15 protein-coding genes are annotated in these 16297 nt (G+C 69.5%); 4 read left to right on the top strand and 11 right to left on the bottom strand.

The features are described from left to right. The 11 genes from DWV11_RS01105 to DWV11_RS01155 all read right to left on the bottom strand — a co-directional run bounded on the left by DWV11_RS01105 (position 1) and on the right by DWV11_RS01155 (position 11534). Positions 1-471, bottom strand: a complete 471-nt coding sequence (locus tag DWV11_RS01105; RefSeq protein ID WP_115787049.1) for a hypothetical protein — start codon at positions 469-471, stop codon at positions 1-3. Then, entirely contained in the window at positions 468-1007 is a 540-nt protein-coding gene (locus DWV11_RS01110) for a phage tail protein (RefSeq protein ID WP_115787051.1), read from the bottom strand. Before DWV11_RS01110 ends, DWV11_RS01105 begins: the two co-directional genes overlap by 4 nt. After that, complete coding sequence (locus tag DWV11_RS01115; protein ID WP_115787053.1) at positions 997-3642, bottom strand: baseplate J/gp47 family protein; 2646 nt, start codon at positions 3640-3642, stop codon at positions 997-999. The genes DWV11_RS01110 and DWV11_RS01115 overlap by 11 nt, the downstream gene beginning before the upstream one ends. Next, a complete protein-coding gene (locus DWV11_RS01120) occupies positions 3639-4073 on the bottom strand; it encodes a GPW/gp25 family protein (RefSeq protein ID WP_115787054.1) in 435 nt (144 codons plus the stop codon). The genes DWV11_RS01115 and DWV11_RS01120 overlap by 4 nt, the downstream gene beginning before the upstream one ends. A 28-nt stretch (positions 4074-4101) precedes the next feature. After that, positions 4102-4440, bottom strand: a complete 339-nt coding sequence (locus DWV11_RS01125; RefSeq protein ID WP_115787116.1) for a hypothetical protein — start codon at positions 4438-4440, stop codon at positions 4102-4104. A gap of 7 nt (positions 4441-4447) precedes the next feature. Then, complete coding sequence (locus tag DWV11_RS01130; protein ID WP_115787056.1) at positions 4448-5980, bottom strand: phage baseplate assembly protein V; 1533 nt, start codon at positions 5978-5980, stop codon at positions 4448-4450. Positions 5981-6002: 22 nt separating this feature from the next. After that, on the bottom strand, positions 6003-6761 hold the full coding sequence (locus DWV11_RS01135; protein ID WP_115787058.1) for a CIS tube protein: 759 nt from the start codon (positions 6759-6761) through the stop codon (positions 6003-6005). Positions 6762-7993: 1232 nt separating this feature from the next. After that, positions 7994-8485 (bottom strand): phage tail protein, encoded by a 492-nt coding sequence (locus DWV11_RS01140; RefSeq protein ID WP_115787060.1) that lies wholly within the window; start codon positions 8483-8485, stop codon positions 7994-7996. Position 8486: 1 nt separating this feature from the next. Further along, positions 8487-9761, bottom strand: coding sequence for a phage tail sheath family protein (locus DWV11_RS01145; protein ID WP_115787062.1), 1275 nt, complete (start codon positions 9759-9761; stop codon positions 8487-8489). Between the two features lie 12 nt (positions 9762-9773). Continuing rightward, on the bottom strand, positions 9774-10454 hold the full coding sequence (locus tag DWV11_RS01150) for a hypothetical protein (protein ID WP_245953380.1): 681 nt from the start codon (positions 10452-10454) through the stop codon (positions 9774-9776). A 147-nt stretch (positions 10455-10601) separates the two neighbouring features. Next, positions 10602-11534 (bottom strand): NAD-dependent epimerase/dehydratase family protein, encoded by a 933-nt coding sequence (locus tag DWV11_RS01155; RefSeq protein ID WP_115787066.1) that lies wholly within the window; start codon positions 11532-11534, stop codon positions 10602-10604. Positions 11535-11681: 147 nt separating this feature from the next. On the opposite strand from DWV11_RS01155, the gene DWV11_RS01160 reads away from it, so the two are divergent. The 4 genes from DWV11_RS01160 to dnaK all read left to right on the top strand — a co-directional run bounded on the left by DWV11_RS01160 (position 11682) and on the right by dnaK (position 16296). Further along, entirely contained in the window at positions 11682-12425 is a 744-nt protein-coding gene (locus DWV11_RS01160) for a TetR/AcrR family transcriptional regulator (RefSeq protein ID WP_115787068.1), read from the top strand. 16 nt (positions 12426-12441) lie between these two features. Next, positions 12442-13284 carry an oxygenase MpaB family protein gene (locus DWV11_RS01165; RefSeq protein ID WP_115787070.1) on the top strand — a complete coding sequence of 281 codons (843 nt, stop codon included), beginning with the start codon at positions 12442-12444 and terminating at the stop codon, positions 13282-13284. Continuing rightward, on the top strand, positions 13277-14266 hold the full coding sequence (locus DWV11_RS01170) for a DUF817 domain-containing protein (protein ID WP_115787072.1): 990 nt from the start codon (positions 13277-13279) through the stop codon (positions 14264-14266). Before DWV11_RS01165 ends, DWV11_RS01170 begins: the two co-directional genes overlap by 8 nt. Before the next feature lie 170 nt (positions 14267-14436). After that, complete coding sequence (gene dnaK, locus DWV11_RS01175; protein WP_115787074.1) at positions 14437-16296, top strand: molecular chaperone DnaK; 1860 nt, start codon at positions 14437-14439, stop codon at positions 16294-16296. Position 16297: the final 1 nt, after the last annotated feature.

Consider the following 16297-nt stretch of genomic DNA (forward strand, 5'->3'; position numbering starts at 1 on the left):
TCAGCCTGCCTCCGCTAGTTGAAGCACACAGTTTCCCGGTACCAGGCAGCGGATGCCGAGGCTCCCGCCCGAGGTTCCGAACGTCAGGTCCACGGTATCCCCGGCGCTGGCCGATTGCTCGGTACGCGTGCCTTCCACGGAGAGTGTCACCGTCACGGCCTGCTGCGGGAGCAGCCGCGCCCGTTTGGTGGGCGGGCCGAAGTCGAACAGCCCGCCGAACTTGCCCACCTCGAAGGTGCAGCTCCCGGCGACCGCGAGCTGGCCGCCCGAGGCCGAACAGGAGCCACCCGCCGGAGCCAGGTCCGCCGTCGTGAGCTTTCCGCCCCCGGCGGCCTTCGCGAACCCCGACTGCCAGCCCGGCGCCCCGGCGTTGTTGCTGCCGCTGCAGCTGACCCCGAGCACCAGCACCAGCGCCGCGATGACCGCGCAGATCGCCACCACGATGATCGGCTTGCGGTTCCCGCTGTTCACGCGTCCATCACCTCGATGGCGTCGGTGACGTGCGCCGGTTTGATGCCCTTGACGATCCGCCGGACGAGCTCGAGCTGCCCGGCGGCGTCGGCCGGCACCCGCACCGTGATGTGGAAGGCCCCGGGCTCGGACACCACCTCGAAGCCCCGGACGCCCGTGGCCAGGTGCAGGAAGCGGGTGAGCCCGTCCACGGTGCCGCGGCGCGCGGACAGCCCGGCGGCGCAGGCGATCAGGTCCCGCTGCCGGGCCACCGGGATCCCGGCGGAACCCGTCCCGGTGGCTTCGGGGCCGGGCAGGGTGAGCCAGTCCAAGTCCACCCAGCGGGACAGGAAGGGAATGAGCGACGACGGCGAGCGCCCGGGATCCGGGACGGTGTGGATCCGGTCCAGGACGTCCCGGACGGGCCCGTGCAGGTCCTCGGCCACGGCCAGCAGGGCCTGCAGCGGCAGGCTGCTTTCGGCCGCCACCTGGTACACCTCCGGCAGCACGCGCACCAGCCGGGAGTCCTCCAGCCTGAAGTCGCCGTCAGTGGCCATGCACTACCTCGATCCGGTGCTCGCCCGAACAGAAGAGCCAGGTTTCCGGCAGCGTCACGACGTCGTCCACCACCCGGCGCGTGCAACTCGCCCAGGACGCAGTGTTGTCCGTGCTGCGGTAGATCCCCTTGGGCCCGGCGGCGAGCAGCAGTTGCGTGCCGTCCTCGCGCACGGCGCCGGAGACTCCGCGGACGGGTTCGAAGCGGGTGCGGTCACGCAGCGGCAGCCCGCAGTTCACGTCCGGGGTGCTCCACTGCTGGGATGCCTGGCCGAGCTGCAGCCGCAGCACTCCGCCGCTCTGCGTGGCGGCGAAGGCTGCGTTGCCCATGACGTGCACGGCCCAGCAGCTACCCCCCGTCCAGCCTGCGCCGAACTGTTCCCAAGCGGCCTGCAGGGTGTCGAGGTCGGTGCGGGCGAGCTCGTCGATCTTCAGCCGCAGGCAGCCGGTGCCGCCGCCCTCCGGAACGGAACGGCCCAGCCACAGGTAGCTCGCACCGCCGTCGTACTGTACGGTCATGCAGCGGATGTCCTCCCCGGCCGCCTTGACCCGCTTGAAGCTGCCGGCCATGCCGGCGTCGGGGGAGAGCCACACCCCGGCCGAGGCCTCAGCGGCCACGGCCACCCCGGTGCGGCCGCGCACGTCCACCAAAGCGTCCACCGCGTAGAAGCCGCGGTCCGGCTGCCCGGCGTCCACCACGTTCTGGACCGGGATGGCGCCTTCGCCCATGGGGAGCTCGTAGAGGCCGCGCTCGCCGGCGAGCAGCAGCACGGGCGCTCCCTGCCGGTCCACCCAGCACAGGTCGGCCACGACGAAGCCCAGTTCGGCGGCACGGCGCCAGGATTCGCCGAGGTCTTCGCTGATGTAGATGCGCGAGGAGGTGCCGGCCACCGTGCTGACCGCGACCATCCCCGGGTGCTGTCCGACGGCGGACCGTCCCGGGGCGGGGGAACGGAACGGTGCGATGGACCGCACCGTTTCCGTGGCCGCATCGCCGTTTGTATCGGCCCCGCCGAATTCGGCGCAGGCTTCCCAGCCGTCGCCGGCGTTGGTGGTGCGGAACAGCAGACCGTCCTGCGCCACGAACCAGGTGTTGTCCTGCCCCTCGGCCTGCACCAGTCCCATCGCATCGCTGTCCGGGACCTTGTCCACCTCCAGCCGCACGCGGTCCACGTATTGCACCCCGGGCTCGGCCTCCTCCATGGCCCGGTACAGGTTGGAGACCCGTAGCGGTTTGCCGAAGCCCGAACCGTAGCCGCCGGTGTCCGCGTGGGACGGGCCCTGGCTGAGCGGGCTGATGCCCTCGGCGAGCCGGGCGGCGATGCGGGACCTGACGGCGTCGGCGTCCTCATCGGGGCGGACCACGATCCGCGCGTCCACCAGCACCTGCTTGTACAGCCCCCAACGCACCACGGGTTCGGCGCCCACGGTGGAGCGGCGGCGCAGGTACTGTTCGACCTCGTCCCGCACCTCGGCGCGGGCCTGCGCGGCCAGTTCGTCGGCGGTGACGGGGGTACCTTGGGCGCCGCCGGTGCGCGGCACGAACGGCACCAGCACCACCTCCACCTCGCCGGGCTTCGCGAAGGCCCACAGGTCCTTGCGGGTGAACGCCCGGGCCCGGTCCACGCCGCCGTGCCGCATGGCCAGCACCTCGTAGTCGCGCACGGTGACGGCGCGGTCGCGGGCCTGGAAATCCTGCGGGGCGCGGCGGAGCGCATTCTCCAGGGCCTCGCCGTCGCGTCCGCCGGTGGCGGGTTCCGGGTTGTCGACCCGCACCCCCGGCACGGGGGTGCGGAGCACCGTGAGCTGCCCCGCCCCGACATTCCCGCGCTGCCCGCCGCCGCCGCGGTACCAGGCGCGCACCTCGGCGCCCGGACCCGGGACGGGCGGGTTCTCCTGGCCGCCGGCCCCCTGCCCGCCGAACGCCTCGTCCCACCAAGCGAACATCACGACGCCGGCACTCCGGTCGATCCGCACCGGCACCTCCCCGGGCCGGGCATCGGCGAACGCCTCCACCTCACGGCAGTACCGGAAGGGCTTGCCGTCCACCAGCACGGCCTCGCCGCTGCTGAGCCGGGTCCCTGCAGGCACTTCGATGGCTACGGACAGCCCGGCCCCGGACACGATCGGCGCGTTCGGAACCACGAAGCTCTGCCCGGGCCGTCCGGTTCCGGTGCCGATCGGGACGGCGTCGTACAAGGTGACATCGGCTGCCGGGACCAGCACACTGGCCTGCCCGGCCGGCAGCACGGCCGCTGCCGTCGTCGTGAAGACCGGCTGCGGCGCCCCGGGCACGCCGGGCGGACAGCTGACCTGGGTGCCGCGCGGGATCCGGATCTCCGGGGCCTCCCCGCCGGTCGCCACACGGGTGAACTCCAGCATGGTCTCGGCGCTGCCCGGCGGGTAAAGGCTGGTGCCCAGCAGGTTCAGGTACACGGCGTACAGCTTGTCCGGGACCCGGTTGAGCCGGTACATCAGGGTGTCCGTGAGGTAGGCGAAGGCCTCCATGATGGTGATGCCGGGGTCGTGCACGGACAGGTCCGTCCAGTCCGGGGCGACCTGCCGGATGCGCTCGCGGGCACCTGCCACCAGCTCCGCGAAGCTGCGGTCATCCAGGTTCGGCACGGGAATGCTCATGCTGCACCTCCGGAATCAACGGGCAGGGTGATGGCCAGTTCGTCCTGGTGCTGGGTGGCGCGGACCCGGTACCGAAGCCTGACCTCCAGCAGTTCCGGGCTTTCCTGCGAGCGCGAGGCGTCCAGCGACAGCACCGTGATCCGCGGCTCCCACTGCTCCACGGCCCGGGCCACGTAGTGGATGGCCAGGCCCGCGGTGGTGTCGTCCGCCGGGGCGAAGGCAAGCCGGAAGAGGTGGCAGCCGTACGTGGGGCGGTTGATGCGCTCGCCGGGCCGGGTGCTCAGGAGCAGCAGCAGGGCCTGCCGGACGGAGGCGGCGTCCGTGACGGTGGCCAGCCTGCCGTCCGGGGTGAGGTTGAGGCCGGAAATCCCGACGGCGGCGTCGAAGTCAGGGTGGACGAAAGCCACCGATTTGTACCGGGGGGCGCTCATGGCCGGGTTCTTTTCATGACTGCGCTCCTCATGATGCTGCCGCCACGAATTCCTGGCCCGGCCGCCGCACGGTGTATTTGACGGCGCCGGGCGGGGTGCCGTCCGTGAAGCCTTCCACGGTGTCCAGGCACATCCTCTTCCCGCCGATCCGGATGAACGTCGAGTACCCCTTCACCACGGGAAGGGTCTTTTGGCAGGGCTTGATGTTCAGGCCGATGTTGGGGCACATGGAGATGTCCCGGCCCACGGGATCGGCTTCGACCAGCACGGGGGAGCCCGCCACCCGCACCCATTCCTGCGAGGGGACGTTCTCCACCTTGCCGTCGTGCCCGCAGCGCAGGATGGCCTCCTTGACCAGGATTTTCATCGCCACCTCAGGCCTCCTCGAAATCGACGGTCTTGGCACGGATCTTCATGGCCTTGCCCGGGGCCTCGAGCAGCAGGTCCGTGGCCGCGGTGATCCGCAGCGTTGACGGCCCGAGTTCCACCGTGGAGCCGTGGCCGTCCGTGAAGCTGACGGTGCGGGCACCGCCGTCGAGCACCAGCTGCTGGCCGTCTGCGGAACGGAAGGTGTAGCGGCTCTCCCGGGCGGTGGTCACGCCGGCGTCGGGGGTGTGCCCGCGGCCGTAGAGCCCGCCGAGCACGATCGCCTGGGCCGGGTCCGTGGCAGGCAGCAGCACCAGCACCGTGTCCTCCGGCGCGGGCGGCAGCACCAGGCCCTTACCGGAGCCGGCGGCCCCGGACAGCACCGGCGCCCAGCCGCTCTCCAGCGGCGGGTAGGCGGGCAGGCGCACCCGCACGCGGCCGCGCTCTTCGGGATCGTCGACGTCGGCCACCACCCCCAGGGTGAACACGTCCGGCTGCCGCGGCGGCGGGGTTTCGGGCGGCCGGGTGGTGATGGTGGTTTCGTAGCCGTTGCTGTCCAGCCGGTGGGCGGCCGAGGCCACCGTGTAGGTGCCTTCCAGCGAGGAGGCCAGTCCCCGCACCCGGACCCGGCCCCCGGCACGCAGGAGCGGGTCGCCGTCTGCCACGAACACGGCGCTGACCTGGCCGGCCATCCGCACATCCAGTTCCGCCTGCGCCAGTTCGTGCGCCGCGGCGTCCGAAGCGAAGGCCTCGTTGCCGCGCTGCAGTTCGCCGCCCGCGCCGACGCTGGCCAGCGCAGGATCCGCGGACACTTCGGCCTTCGCGTCACTGCCCGACGCCGATCCCTCCAGGGCTTCGGCGTCGCCGGGGTTCCAGCCCGCCGTCCGGGCACCAAGGTAGGCCGGTTCCTGGCTGAGCTCCACCTCGGCCGAGTGCAGGCTGCTGCCCAGTTCCAGCTCCACGGGCTCGCCCTCGCCGGCCAAGGGGGTCAGGTGCAGGGCGTCGCCGTCAACCACGGGGTAGACGCCCACCCGGGCGCTTTGCTCCACCAGCAGGCCCAGGTCCGAACGTGCGCACTGGTACACCTTGCCCAGTTTTGCCGCACCCCCGGTGACCTGAAGCCCGGTGCCCTCGCAGAGCGTGCGCGCCAGGCCGGCCAGGTCAAGGTCCCCCTGTTCGCCTCCGTGCAGCCGCGTGAACTGGCGCTTGCGGAGGCGGTGGAGGGCGTCGTAGGCGCGGACCCGGATTTCCTGGGAGAGGTCGGCGCCGTAGCTGCGCTCCACCACGGTCACCTCGCCGACGAACAGCGGAGTGCGTCGTCCGCCCAGTTCCACCCGGAGCGCATCCCCAGGTGCCGGGTCCACGCCCCGGGTTCCCGGGCCTCGCTGGCCACCTGCCGGCCGCCACGTGATGAGGCACTGGGCCGGGCGGGCAAGGGAGCTGAGGACCTGAACGGACACGATCGCGGCGGTGTCGGCCGCGGAAAGCCGGCGCCGCCCGAGGGTGACGATCAGTTCGGGCAGCCCCTGCAGCTGCCTCATGGCGCCTCCTTGGTGGCCCGGTTCATGGCGCCTCGCCCATCGGCGGCACGGCCAGCGGGCCCGTGAAATGTGCGGGGTCGTCCACGTTGTTGTACTCCAGCAGCAGCTTCCACAACAGCGGCGTCCCGAAGGCCTGCAGGCTCAGCCGCCCCAGCTCACCCGGCGGCACCTCGGGAAGCGGCTCGCCGCCGTCGGGGGCCAAGGCGTCCCGGTCCGTGCCGCCGTCGCCGGTCACCGTCAGGGTGTCCACGGGCGGGGCCGTCAGGTCCACCGGAGGCAGGCGCTGGGCGAGCTCGTAGTTCTCGCCGCCTTCCTCGTCCGCGCTCTGGCCCACCCGCACGAACACCAGGCGCATCCAGGAACGCAGGGGCGAGCCGTCCGGGGCGAAGCGGTCGAAGCGTTCAGCAACCTCCGTGACGATTCCGGGCACATTCCACGCCCTGCCCCAGACGAAGCGGACCGACGGCGGCCGGCGCTGCCGCTCTACCTCCGCCGAGTTCTCCGCGAGCGCCCAGATGGGCCGGGTCATCTGCCGGACGTCCTGGACGTTGAGCGACGCCGGTGCGAGATCGACGTCGAACAGCAGATCCAGGCGGAGCTCGGTGTGCCCGCCGCCGGTGAAAAGCAAGGGATCGTCCGCGAGTCCGCTGCCGGTGAGCTTCCCGCCCGCGCTCCTCCGGGGCTCCACACCGGCGCTGCGCTGCATCACCACTGTCTCCGGGTTGAGCAGGCAGCCCAAGTGCTCGCCGGTGTCTTCGATGAGGAACGCGACCCTCTCCATCTCACACCGCCGACCGTTCGTGGTTCAGCCGGGCGGCACGGGCCAATGCGTGTTCGAGGTGTTCGCTGCCTGGTGTGGTGCTCGTCTGGGGGCTTGGTTTCGGGGCGAGTTCGGGCCAGGTGCCGGTGAGCGGGGCCTTGGGAGCGGGGTGCTGGGTGGTGCTGGCGTGCGGGGCCGCTGTGTTTGGAGTTTGTGGTTTCGGAGGCTGCGCTTCCGGGGCGTGTGGTTCCGGGGCGTGGGGTTGCGCGACGTGTGGGAGCACGACGGCGGCGGGCGGGGTCGGGCGCCCTTGCTTCGTCGTGGCTAGCCCATCGCTTGGTGCCTGGGGATTCGCCGTCGACGGGTCCGGGGGCACCGGCATTGGCCCGGCTGCCCGTTGTGAGGCCTGCGATACGCCCTTTGAGCGCGCCAAAAGACGTAGAGCAGGCCTCACAACAGGTGGGGCACCACGTGGTTCGGTGGTTTGGCCTGGCGTGGTTGGAGGTTCCGGGGCGGGGTGCGCCTGGTAGGGCTGGCCCGGGCCGGGTTGCGCGAGGCCGGGCTGCGCCGGGGAGGTCCGTGTTGCGCGCTCCGGCCCCAGGCGCAGCACAGGCACTGCCTCGTTGCCGCGTTGCGCGGCCTGCTCTACGTCCTTTGAGAAGGGGAAAGGACGTAGGGCAGGCCCCGCAAGTGGAGGAGCCACGGCATCGGAGGCTTCGGAGCCAGGGGGAAGGGCTCCTGTTTCCTGAATCCGCATGTCCGGAGCCGGGGTTTCCTGCCGGTATGCCGACGTCGTGGGGATCGTTGGTTCAGCGACGCGGGACGGTGTCCGCTCCGTGGCTGGCCGCAGCCTGATTTTCCGTAGCCGGGACAGTCCAACGTGCCGGACGGATGGTGCATCGATGGTTGGCGCATCGACGCTTGGCACATCGACGCTTGGCACATCCATCGCCGAACCACTCTCCGCAGGTGCCAGGCCGGCATCGCGCAACAGGCGCACCCAGTGCTCGGGTGCGCCGGAGAGATCAAAGGCGTGGGCCGGCGTCGGGCCCGCGGCCGGGCCCTCTGTCCCCACACCGGTGCCCGGCGGGGTGCCCGGCATGACGCCGGGGACCGAAGATCCCCGGCCGGCGGGGTCGAGGCGCTCCGCGAATCCGCGCAGCCGCGCGGCCAACCCCCGCCGCCACCCGGCCGGACCGTGAGACCCGGCCGGACCGTGAGACCGGGCCGTACTGTCAGACCCAGCCGTGCCGTCAGGCCACGGGCGCGCGGGCATCGTCCAGTTCCAGGCGGTCGTAGGCGATGGTCACGGATTCGATGGCCAGGTCCTTGCCCAGGGCATCCAGCGGTGCACCGAACCACTCGCACAGCCAGGCGCCCAGCAGGTTCCAGCGCCGGACCTCGGCCGAGCCGGAATCGTTGAGCATGGCGATCGACACGTTCCGCCGCTCCACCTGGCCGTTGGCTGCCTTGAAGAGCCACTGCAGCATTTCCGTGGAATCCGTGAGCCCGTATTTCAGGGTCACGGGCGTGTATTCGACCTGCCCCGGAATGACCCGCACCGTGCTGTTCTCGCCGCCGGAGCGGTACAGGATGCGGTCGATCTTCATGCCCAGGCCCTCCACCTTGGTGAAGTGCCCCTGGACCACGCCCTGGATGACCAGCTTGAAGTTGTAGGCGCGGTACGGGTCCACCACGTTGCCGGGCTGCGCGGCCGGGGCCGGGGTACTTGGCTGCACGCTCATCTCAGGCTCCTGCGCTTTCTGTCTCGCTGGTGGCTTCGGCCGACTGCATGAGTTTGAAGATCACGAACTCCGCCGGTTTCACGGGCGCGATCCCGATCAGGGTGACCACCTGGCCGGCGTCGCGGACTTCCGGCGGGTTGGTTTCCTCGTCGCACTTCACGAAGAACGCCTGCTGCGGGGTGGTGCCCAGCAAGGCGCCGTCCCGCCAGACGTTGGTCAGGAACGCGCCGATGTCGCGCCGGATCGACTTCCAGAGGGTGTGGTCATTGGGTTCGAACACCACCCACCGGGTGCCGTCCGCCACCGATTCCTTGATCATGTTGGTCAGCCGGCGCACGTTGATGTAACGGTATTCGCTGGCCTCGGGCGCCTTGGTCCGCGCGCCCCACACCCGGATCCCCTCGCCCGGGAAGTAGCGGATGCAGTTCACTCCGGCCGGGTTGAGGACTTCCTGCTCACCGCGGCTGACGCGCCGCACCAGATCCAGGGCGCCCTGGATGGGCTCATTCGCCGGGGCCTTGTGCACGCCGCGGCTGCCATCCACCCGCGCCCAGATCCCTGCCATGTGGCCCGACGGCGGCTGGGTCACCTTCTTGCCCGACACCGGGTCCGTCATGACGATCCACGGGAAATACAAGGCGGTGTACCCGCCGGGCGACTGGGGTGCGCCGAGCGCGTCCTCGCCGGTGGCTCCCGCACCCGGGGCGGGTTTCCCAGCCTCGGGCTTGTCGGGCTTGGGCTTGTCAGTTTTGTCCGGCTCCGGCTCCGGCTCGTCAGGGACGCCGGAGGTGGCCGCCCGGGTGAGCGCTCCGACGTCGTCCACTTTCTCCACGGTGTCCAGGATCGCCATGCGGTCCTGGCGCAGCGGGTGTTCCACGTGGGCCTGCAGGGCCGCGTAGGCATCGGCGTTGGCGTAGCCGGGGGCAACCACCATGGAGATGTCGTCGATCGCTTCGAAGAGGGTCAGGCCAGTGGGTTTCCTGGCCGTGCCGGTGAGGCTGCCCCCGGTGCCGATGTTGACTACGTAGCAGCGGCCGCCGCCGTTGGCGAAGAAGCCGAACACCGCATTGGATAGCGGCGTTCCCTGCGTGGCCTTCCCGACATACTGGTCCACGAACTGGGTCCAGTTGTCCAGGACGCGTGCCTCATCCAGATGCGCCAGCGGATCCGGAGCGACCCCCACGAATCCTGCGATGCTGGTGCTGACCTGCCCGATGGAGCGGGCACCGCTGGGCACTTCCTGCACATACACTCCAGGTGCCTGATAATTCACCATGGTGCGCTCCCTTTACTCCCACCGGATGGTCACCGGCAGGCTGCTTGTGCTGGCTGACATTTCACGTTCCGTGCCGCGGACTGCCACGGCAAAGTGCTGGAGTTCGTCGGCCGAGGCCAGGACCTCGAAGTGGCCGGTGGCGTCGCTGACGACGGCGATGGCGGACGAATGCGCGCGGATGTAGGCGTTGGGGATGCCTTTGTTGTGGATGTCCACGAGCCGGCCGTGGATCCGCCGCGCCACCGTGGTCTGGGCGATGAGCGGTTCCAGGACGGGCGGGCCGGACGGTTCCTCGAAGGCCAGTGACACCGGGACGCGGACCAGGAACCCCAGTCCTCCACGGATGCTGGCACTGTACTCGCCGGGCTCGAACTCTCCGGTGGAAACCACGGAGTACTGGCTGTGGCGCTCCACCGCGAGCAGCAGCTGTTCCATGGTGGTGAGGCAGTCCCGGCCCCGCGCCTCGACGGCTACCTTGAGTTCGAGGTCCAGGAGCGGACCGTTCCTGCGGGAGCGGCCCACGCGGTTCAGGGCGACGGCCCGGACGGTCACCACCGCATCCCGGGGGGCCTCGGCAGGGGCCTCGGCCGGGGCATCGGGAGGGGAAGGCTCGCCGTCGTCCTCGAGGTGGACCGGCACAGGTGAGGCGGCATCCGACAGCAGCCCGAGCAGTTCGGTCAACGAAGCTTGCACAACACCCACGGTGACACCCCAGTCGACAAGGTGGTCCAGTACAGCGGTTGAGCTTAGGTTACTCCCGCGACGGTCCCTCAGTCACGATGTCTTGCCGGTAAGTCCATTCGTTTGAAGATTGTGTTGAGCGTGCGTCCCGGCGAATCCTCACGCCTCCTGCTGCCGCCACCAGGCAATAGTGGCTGCGGCTGCCTCCGGTAGCGGCGTGGGTGCCAGGCCAAGCCGCGCCTGGCTGGCCGCAGAGTCCATGACGAAGGGCCGCTCGAACTGGTACAGCGTTTCGGCGAGTTCGCGCATGGATGTGGATGCCAGGCCCAGGGCCTTCAGCAGCCAGCCCGGGATGGTGCCGAGCTTCACCGCCGGCAGGCCCGCGGCGGTGGTGAACGCCGTCGCGAGTTCCTGCTGGCTCAACGCGGGACCGGTGGGGGCGTGCAGCACCGAGTTCCACAGCCCAGGCGTCTGCGCGGCTTTGACCATCGCGGCGGCGAGGTCCGGCACGTAGGTGAAGGAATGCGGCAGGTCCGCGCGCCCGATCACCTGCAGCGATTTCCCCTTCAGCAGCACCGGCACCATGCGCTCGCCGGCATGTGCGCCGCGGACCCGGGGGCCGAAGAAGTCGCCCGCCACCACGCTCACGGTGTCCGCACGGTGGACCCGGCGGGCCTCGAGCAGCGCCGTGCGCACGCCCCGCTTCCCGCCGCTGGCCCCGCGCGGGCTGTCCTCCCGCATCGGCTTGTCCGGCTCGCTGTACGAATACAGGCTTTCCGGGAAGACGACGACGGCGCCCGCCTCCGCGGCCGCGTCCAGCACCGTCCGTTCGGCGCGGGGCAGTTCGGCCTGCCAGGCTTTCGCGGTGTATGCGGAGCCGTGGATGCAGTGAAAGACCGCCGCGGCGCCGTCGAAGGCGTCCGCCAGTTGGGCCGGGTCCGAAACGTCGGCCTTCCGCCGCTCGATCAGCGGGTGCTCCGGGCCGGAGCCGGAGCGGGTGAGCAGCCGGACCTGGTGGCCTTGCTCCGCGAGCAGGCTGGCAATGGTCGAGCCGACCGGGCCGGCTCCGGTGACTGCGTAGGTGGTGGTCATGGCGGGGCTCCTTGATGGGCTTGCTTGGCTGGCTTCAATTTTCGAGAGCAGTGCTCTCTTGTTTCCAGAATGAACCTGTCGTTCAAGGAAGTCAAGAGCACTGCTCTCTTTTGTTGACGCCGCTCTCCTTTGTGGCATGCTGGGGGCATGTCGTCCACCGCGAAACCGCAGGCCCCCACACCGCAGGCCAAAGCCCCCACGCCGCGGGAGCGCGCCCGGGCCCGGACCATCGCCGACATCGTCCGGATCGGCCGCGAACACCTCGCCGTCCACGGTGCCGCGGCGCTGTCCCTGCGGGCTGTGGCGCGGGACCTCGGCGTCGTGTCCTCCGCGGTGTACCGCTACGTCGAGAACCGTGACGAACTCCTCACCCTGCTGCTGGTGGATGCCTACAACGAGCTCGGAGATGCCGTGGATGCCGCCGTCGACACCCTCCCTGAAGGTGATTTCGCCGGTCGCTTCCATGCGCTGGGGCACGCCGTCAGGAACTGGGCCCTGCGCGAACCCGCCTGTTACGCGTTGCTGTTCGGCAGTCCGGTCCCCGGATACAGGGCGCCGGGGGAGCGGACCATCGTCCCCGGCACGCGGGTGGTGTACCGCCTGGTCCGCAACGTCGACGCCGCCCACCGGGCCGGTGCGCTGGCCGCCCCGGCGGGACCCGCCGTCGTCGTTCCCGACAAGCTTGCCGGCGACCTCGCCGCCATCCGCAGCGAGCTCGGCCTCGAGGTGCCGGAGGAACTGGTGACGCGCGGTGTGCTGATCTGGACGTCCTTGTTCGGGGCCGTCAGCTTCGAAGTGTTCGGCCAGTACGGTGCCGGCACTTTCGCGGCCCGGGACGAACTGTTCGCCCACCAGCTCGGCTTGCTCGCCGGGATCATCGGCCTGGTGTGAGGAGTAGGGTGGCTGCATGGTTCGCGGCTTGGCGGATATCGGGGCGGAAGCCGTGCTGCTCGCCGGGGCCGGATCGGCCATCCTCCTGCAGCTCGCCGATCCGGCGGTAGGACGCGGCGTCGCCGAACACAGCACCTTCGCCGAACGGCCCCTGGACCGGCTCGCGGCAACCATGGGCTACGTCTACGCCGTCATCTACGGTTCCGAGGAACAACTGACCGCGGTGCGCCGCGCCGTCAACCGGGCCCACGCGCCGGTCCGCGGAGAGTCCGACGGCACCTCTCCCGGCTATAACGCCTTCGATCCCGAATCCCAGCTCTGGGTGGCGGCCACGCTGTACAACACCGCCGTCCGTATGTACGAGCGGGTGTACGGAATGCTCGACGGCGAAGCGGCGGACCGCGTCTACCGCGAGTATGCGCGGATCGGGACAGTCCTGCAGCTCCCGGCCGAACTCTGGCCCGCGGACAGGGCGGCCTTCACCGACTACTGGAATAAGCGCCTGGCGGGGCTGGCCCCGGCGCCAGGGGCTGTGCGGGTGGCACGGGAGTTGCTGCACCCCGCCGTGGGACCGGCGTGGCTGCGCATGGTGATGCCCCTGATGCGGCTGCTCACCGCCGGGCTGCTGACGGAGTCCCTGCGCGCCGCGTACGGATTGCCCTGGGATCCGCGCCGGCAGCGCCGATTTGACGGGGTGATGCGGATGCTGGCCATTGTGTATCCGAGGCTTCCGGAGCGGATCCGGCATAAGCCGAAGGACTACTACCTTGGCCGGATCGATGTGTCCGGTGTCCGGTGGAGCACCGGGCGTGGACGGCTTACTGAGCGCCCCGCGAGGCGGGAGGCCGCGGATGCGTAGCCTGACCGCCGTCGAACAGTTCCTGCATGAACGCGCGCACCGCTTCCTGGGGCCCGCGCCTGCCGGCGGTTTGCGCTGGACGCTGGCCGAATTCCTGGTGTTCGGCCTGAAGCAGGCATGGGCCTGCATTTTCGGCGCCTCGCTGTTGGCCGTGATCTTCGGGGCGAGGCTCTGGTATCCGGAGGACGCGGCCCTTGCCAGGAACGACTTCCTGACCATTGCCGCCGTCGTCATCCAGGTCGTGATGGTCGCCGCCAGGCTGGAGACCCTGCGCGAACTCAGGGTGATCGTGCTGTTCCACCTGGTGGGCACGGTCATGGAACTCTTCAAGACCGGCGCCGGCTCCTGGAGCTACGAGGCCGAGGGCGTCCTGCGGGTGGGCGCAGTGCCGTTGTTCAGCGGGTTCATGTACGCCTCGGTCGGCTCCTACATGGTGCGGGTCTACCGGCTCTTCGACCTCCGTTTCGCCCGCTACCCCCGGCGCTGGATCACCGCGATCGTGGCCCTCGGCATCTACGCGAACTTCTTCTCGCACCACTACGTTTTCGATTTCCGCTGGGTCCTGCTTGCCGCCGTCGTGGTGGTGTTCGGGCGCTGCGTGATGCACTTCCGGGTGTTCCGGCGCAGCCTCCGGATGCCGCTGCTGGTGGCGTTCCTGCTGGTGGCGCTGTTCATCTGGATTGCCGAGAACATCGCCACCTGGTCCCACGCCTGGCTCTACCCGAGCCAGGTGAACGGCTGGCACCTGGTCTCGCCGGACAAGCTGCTTTCCTGGTTCCTTCTGATGATCATCTCCGTGGTGCTGGTGGCCTGGGTCTACAAACCGGTGGCGCCGGATGGTGCGGTGGCGCCGTCGGGCCCGCTCGGGGGCGGGGCCGCCGGGGTGGAGCCGGATTCGCCGGAATGGTGCGGGGTCGCCGGAACGTTGCAGCGACCCCGCAGCTCTCCCGCGATGTCGGCGCGCCGCCGGATCCAGAGTTGAGCGGATATCACTCAACTTTGGCTTGACTTAAATCGGCGCCCGGGTACAGTTGAGTGAAGAACGCTCAACTAGCCGACTGTTGAGTGGTCCCAGGCACTCCTCCGCAAGGACGCACGCCCGGGTGCAATCTCGAACATCGGCATTGAAAGCAGTGAAAGGAAGCAACACACATGTCACGTGCAGTAGGTATCGACCTCGGAACCACCAACTCCGTTGTCTCTGTTCTCGAAGGTGGCGAGCCCACCGTTATCGCCAACGCCGAAGGCGGCCGCACCACGCCGTCCGTCGTTGCCTTCTCCAAGTCCGGCGAAGTCCTGGTCGGCGAAATCGCCAAGCGCCAGGCCGTCAACAACATCGATCGCACCATCGCCTCGGTCAAGCGCCACATGGGCACCGACTGGTCCGTCAAGATCGATGACAAGAAGTACACCGCGCAGGAAATCTCCGCGCGCATCCTCATGAAGCTGAAGAACGACGCCGAAAGCTACCTCGGCGAAAAGGTCACCGACGCGGTGATCACTGTTCCGGCCTACTTCAACGACGCCGAGCGCCAGGCCACCAAGGAAGCAGGCGAGATCGCAGGCCTCAACGTCCTGCGCATCGTCAACGAGCCCACCGCGGCCGCCCTCGCCTACGGCCTGGACAAGGGCAAGGAAGATGAACTCATCCTCGTCTTCGACCTTGGCGGCGGCACCTTCGACGTCTCCCTGCTGGAAGTCGGCAAGGACGAAGACGACTTCTCCACCATTCAGGTCCGCGCCACCGCCGGCGACAACCGCCTCGGCGGCGACGACTGGGACAACCGCGTGGTTGAGTGGCTGCTCAGCCAGCTCAAGATCAAGGGCATCGACCTCACCAAGGACAAGATCGCCCTGCAGCGCCTCCGCGAAGCCGCAGAGCAGGCCAAGAAGGAACTCTCTTCCTCCACCAGCACCAACATCTCGCTCCAGTACCTCTCCGTCACCCCCGACGGTCCGGTCCACCTGGACGAGCAGCTGACCCGCGCCAAGTTCCAGGACCTCACCAAGGACCTGCTTGACCGCACCAAGAAGCCGTTCCACGACGTGATCGCCGAAGCCGGCATCAAGGTTTCGGACATCGACCACATCGTGCTGGTCGGTGGTTCCACCCGCATGCCCGCCGTCTCCGATCTCGTCAAGGAACTGGCCGGCGGCAAGGAGCCCAACAAGGGCGTCAACCCGGACGAGGTGGTTGCCGTTGGTGCAGCCCTGCAGGCAGGTGTCCTGAAGGGCGAGCGCAAGGACGTGCTGCTGATCGACGTCACCCCGCTCTCCCTTGGCATCGAAACCAAGGGCGGCGTCATGACGCACCTGATCGAGCGCAACACGGCCATTCCCACCAAGCGTTCGGAAACCTTCACCACCGCTGACGACAACCAGCCGTCCGTGGCCATCCAGGTCTTCCAGGGCGAGCGCGAGTTCACCCGCGACAACAAGCCGCTGGGCACCTTCGAACTGACCGGCATCGCCCCGGCTCCCCGTGGCGTTCCGCAGATCGAGGTCACCTTCGACATCGACGCCAACGGCATCGTGCACGTCTCCGCCAAGGACAAGGGCACCGGCAAGGAACAGTCGATGACCATCACCGGTGGCACCGCACTGTCCAAGGAAGACATCGAGCGCATGGTCGCCGACGCCGAAGCACACGCTGCCGAGGACAAGGCCCGCCGCGAAGCCACCGACACCCGCAACTCCGCCGAGCAGCTCGCCTACTCGATCGAGAAGCTGCTGTCGGAAAACGACGACAAGCTGCCGGAAGAGGTCAAGACCGAGGTCAAGGCCGACGTCGACGCCCTCAAGAAGGCGCTCGAAGGCACCGACGACGCCGCCGTCAAGACCGCGTTCGAGAAGCTGCAGCAGTCCCAGACCAAGCTGGGCGAGGCCATCTACGCACAGGCCTCCGCGGCTGGTGCCGAAGGCGCCGAAGGTGCTGCGCCGGCCGGTGACAAGAAGGCCGCCGATGAGGACATCGTCGACGCCGAGATCATCGACGAAGACGAGAAGAAGTAAC

Source organism: Arthrobacter silvisoli, assembly GCF_003369445.1.
GTDB lineage: Bacteria > Actinomycetota > Actinomycetes > Actinomycetales > Micrococcaceae > Arthrobacter > Arthrobacter silvisoli.

Coding starts and splice junctions, on each gene's coding strand:
- DWV11_RS01110 (WP_115787051.1), bottom strand. CDS start 1,007: ATGGCCACTGACGGCGACTTCAGGCTGGAGGACTCCCGGCTGGTGCGC.
- DWV11_RS01115 (WP_115787053.1), bottom strand. CDS start 3,642: ATGAGCATTCCCGTGCCGAACCTGGATGACCGCAGCTTCGCGGAGCTG.
- DWV11_RS01120 (WP_115787054.1), bottom strand. CDS start 4,073: ATGAGCGCCCCCCGGTACAAATCGGTGGCTTTCGTCCACCCTGACTTC.
- DWV11_RS01125 (WP_115787116.1), bottom strand. CDS start 4,440: ATGAAAATCCTGGTCAAGGAGGCCATCCTGCGCTGCGGGCACGACGGC.
- DWV11_RS01130 (WP_115787056.1), bottom strand. CDS start 5,980: ATGAGGCAGCTGCAGGGGCTGCCCGAACTGATCGTCACCCTCGGGCGG.
- DWV11_RS01135 (WP_115787058.1), bottom strand. CDS start 6,761: ATGGAGAGGGTCGCGTTCCTCATCGAAGACACCGGCGAGCACTTGGGC.
- DWV11_RS01140 (WP_115787060.1), bottom strand. CDS start 8,485: ATGAGCGTGCAGCCAAGTACCCCGGCCCCGGCCGCGCAGCCCGGCAAC.
- DWV11_RS01145 (WP_115787062.1), bottom strand. CDS start 9,761: ATGGTGAATTATCAGGCACCTGGAGTGTATGTGCAGGAAGTGCCCAGC.
- DWV11_RS01155 (WP_115787066.1), bottom strand. CDS start 11,534: ATGACCACCACCTACGCAGTCACCGGAGCCGGCCCGGTCGGCTCGACC.
- DWV11_RS01160 (WP_115787068.1), top strand. CDS start 11,682: ATGTCGTCCACCGCGAAACCGCAGGCCCCCACACCGCAGGCCAAAGCC.
- DWV11_RS01165 (WP_115787070.1), top strand. CDS start 12,442: ATGGTTCGCGGCTTGGCGGATATCGGGGCGGAAGCCGTGCTGCTCGCC.
- DWV11_RS01170 (WP_115787072.1), top strand. CDS start 13,277: ATGCGTAGCCTGACCGCCGTCGAACAGTTCCTGCATGAACGCGCGCAC.
- dnaK (WP_115787074.1), top strand. CDS start 14,437: ATGTCACGTGCAGTAGGTATCGACCTCGGAACCACCAACTCCGTTGTC.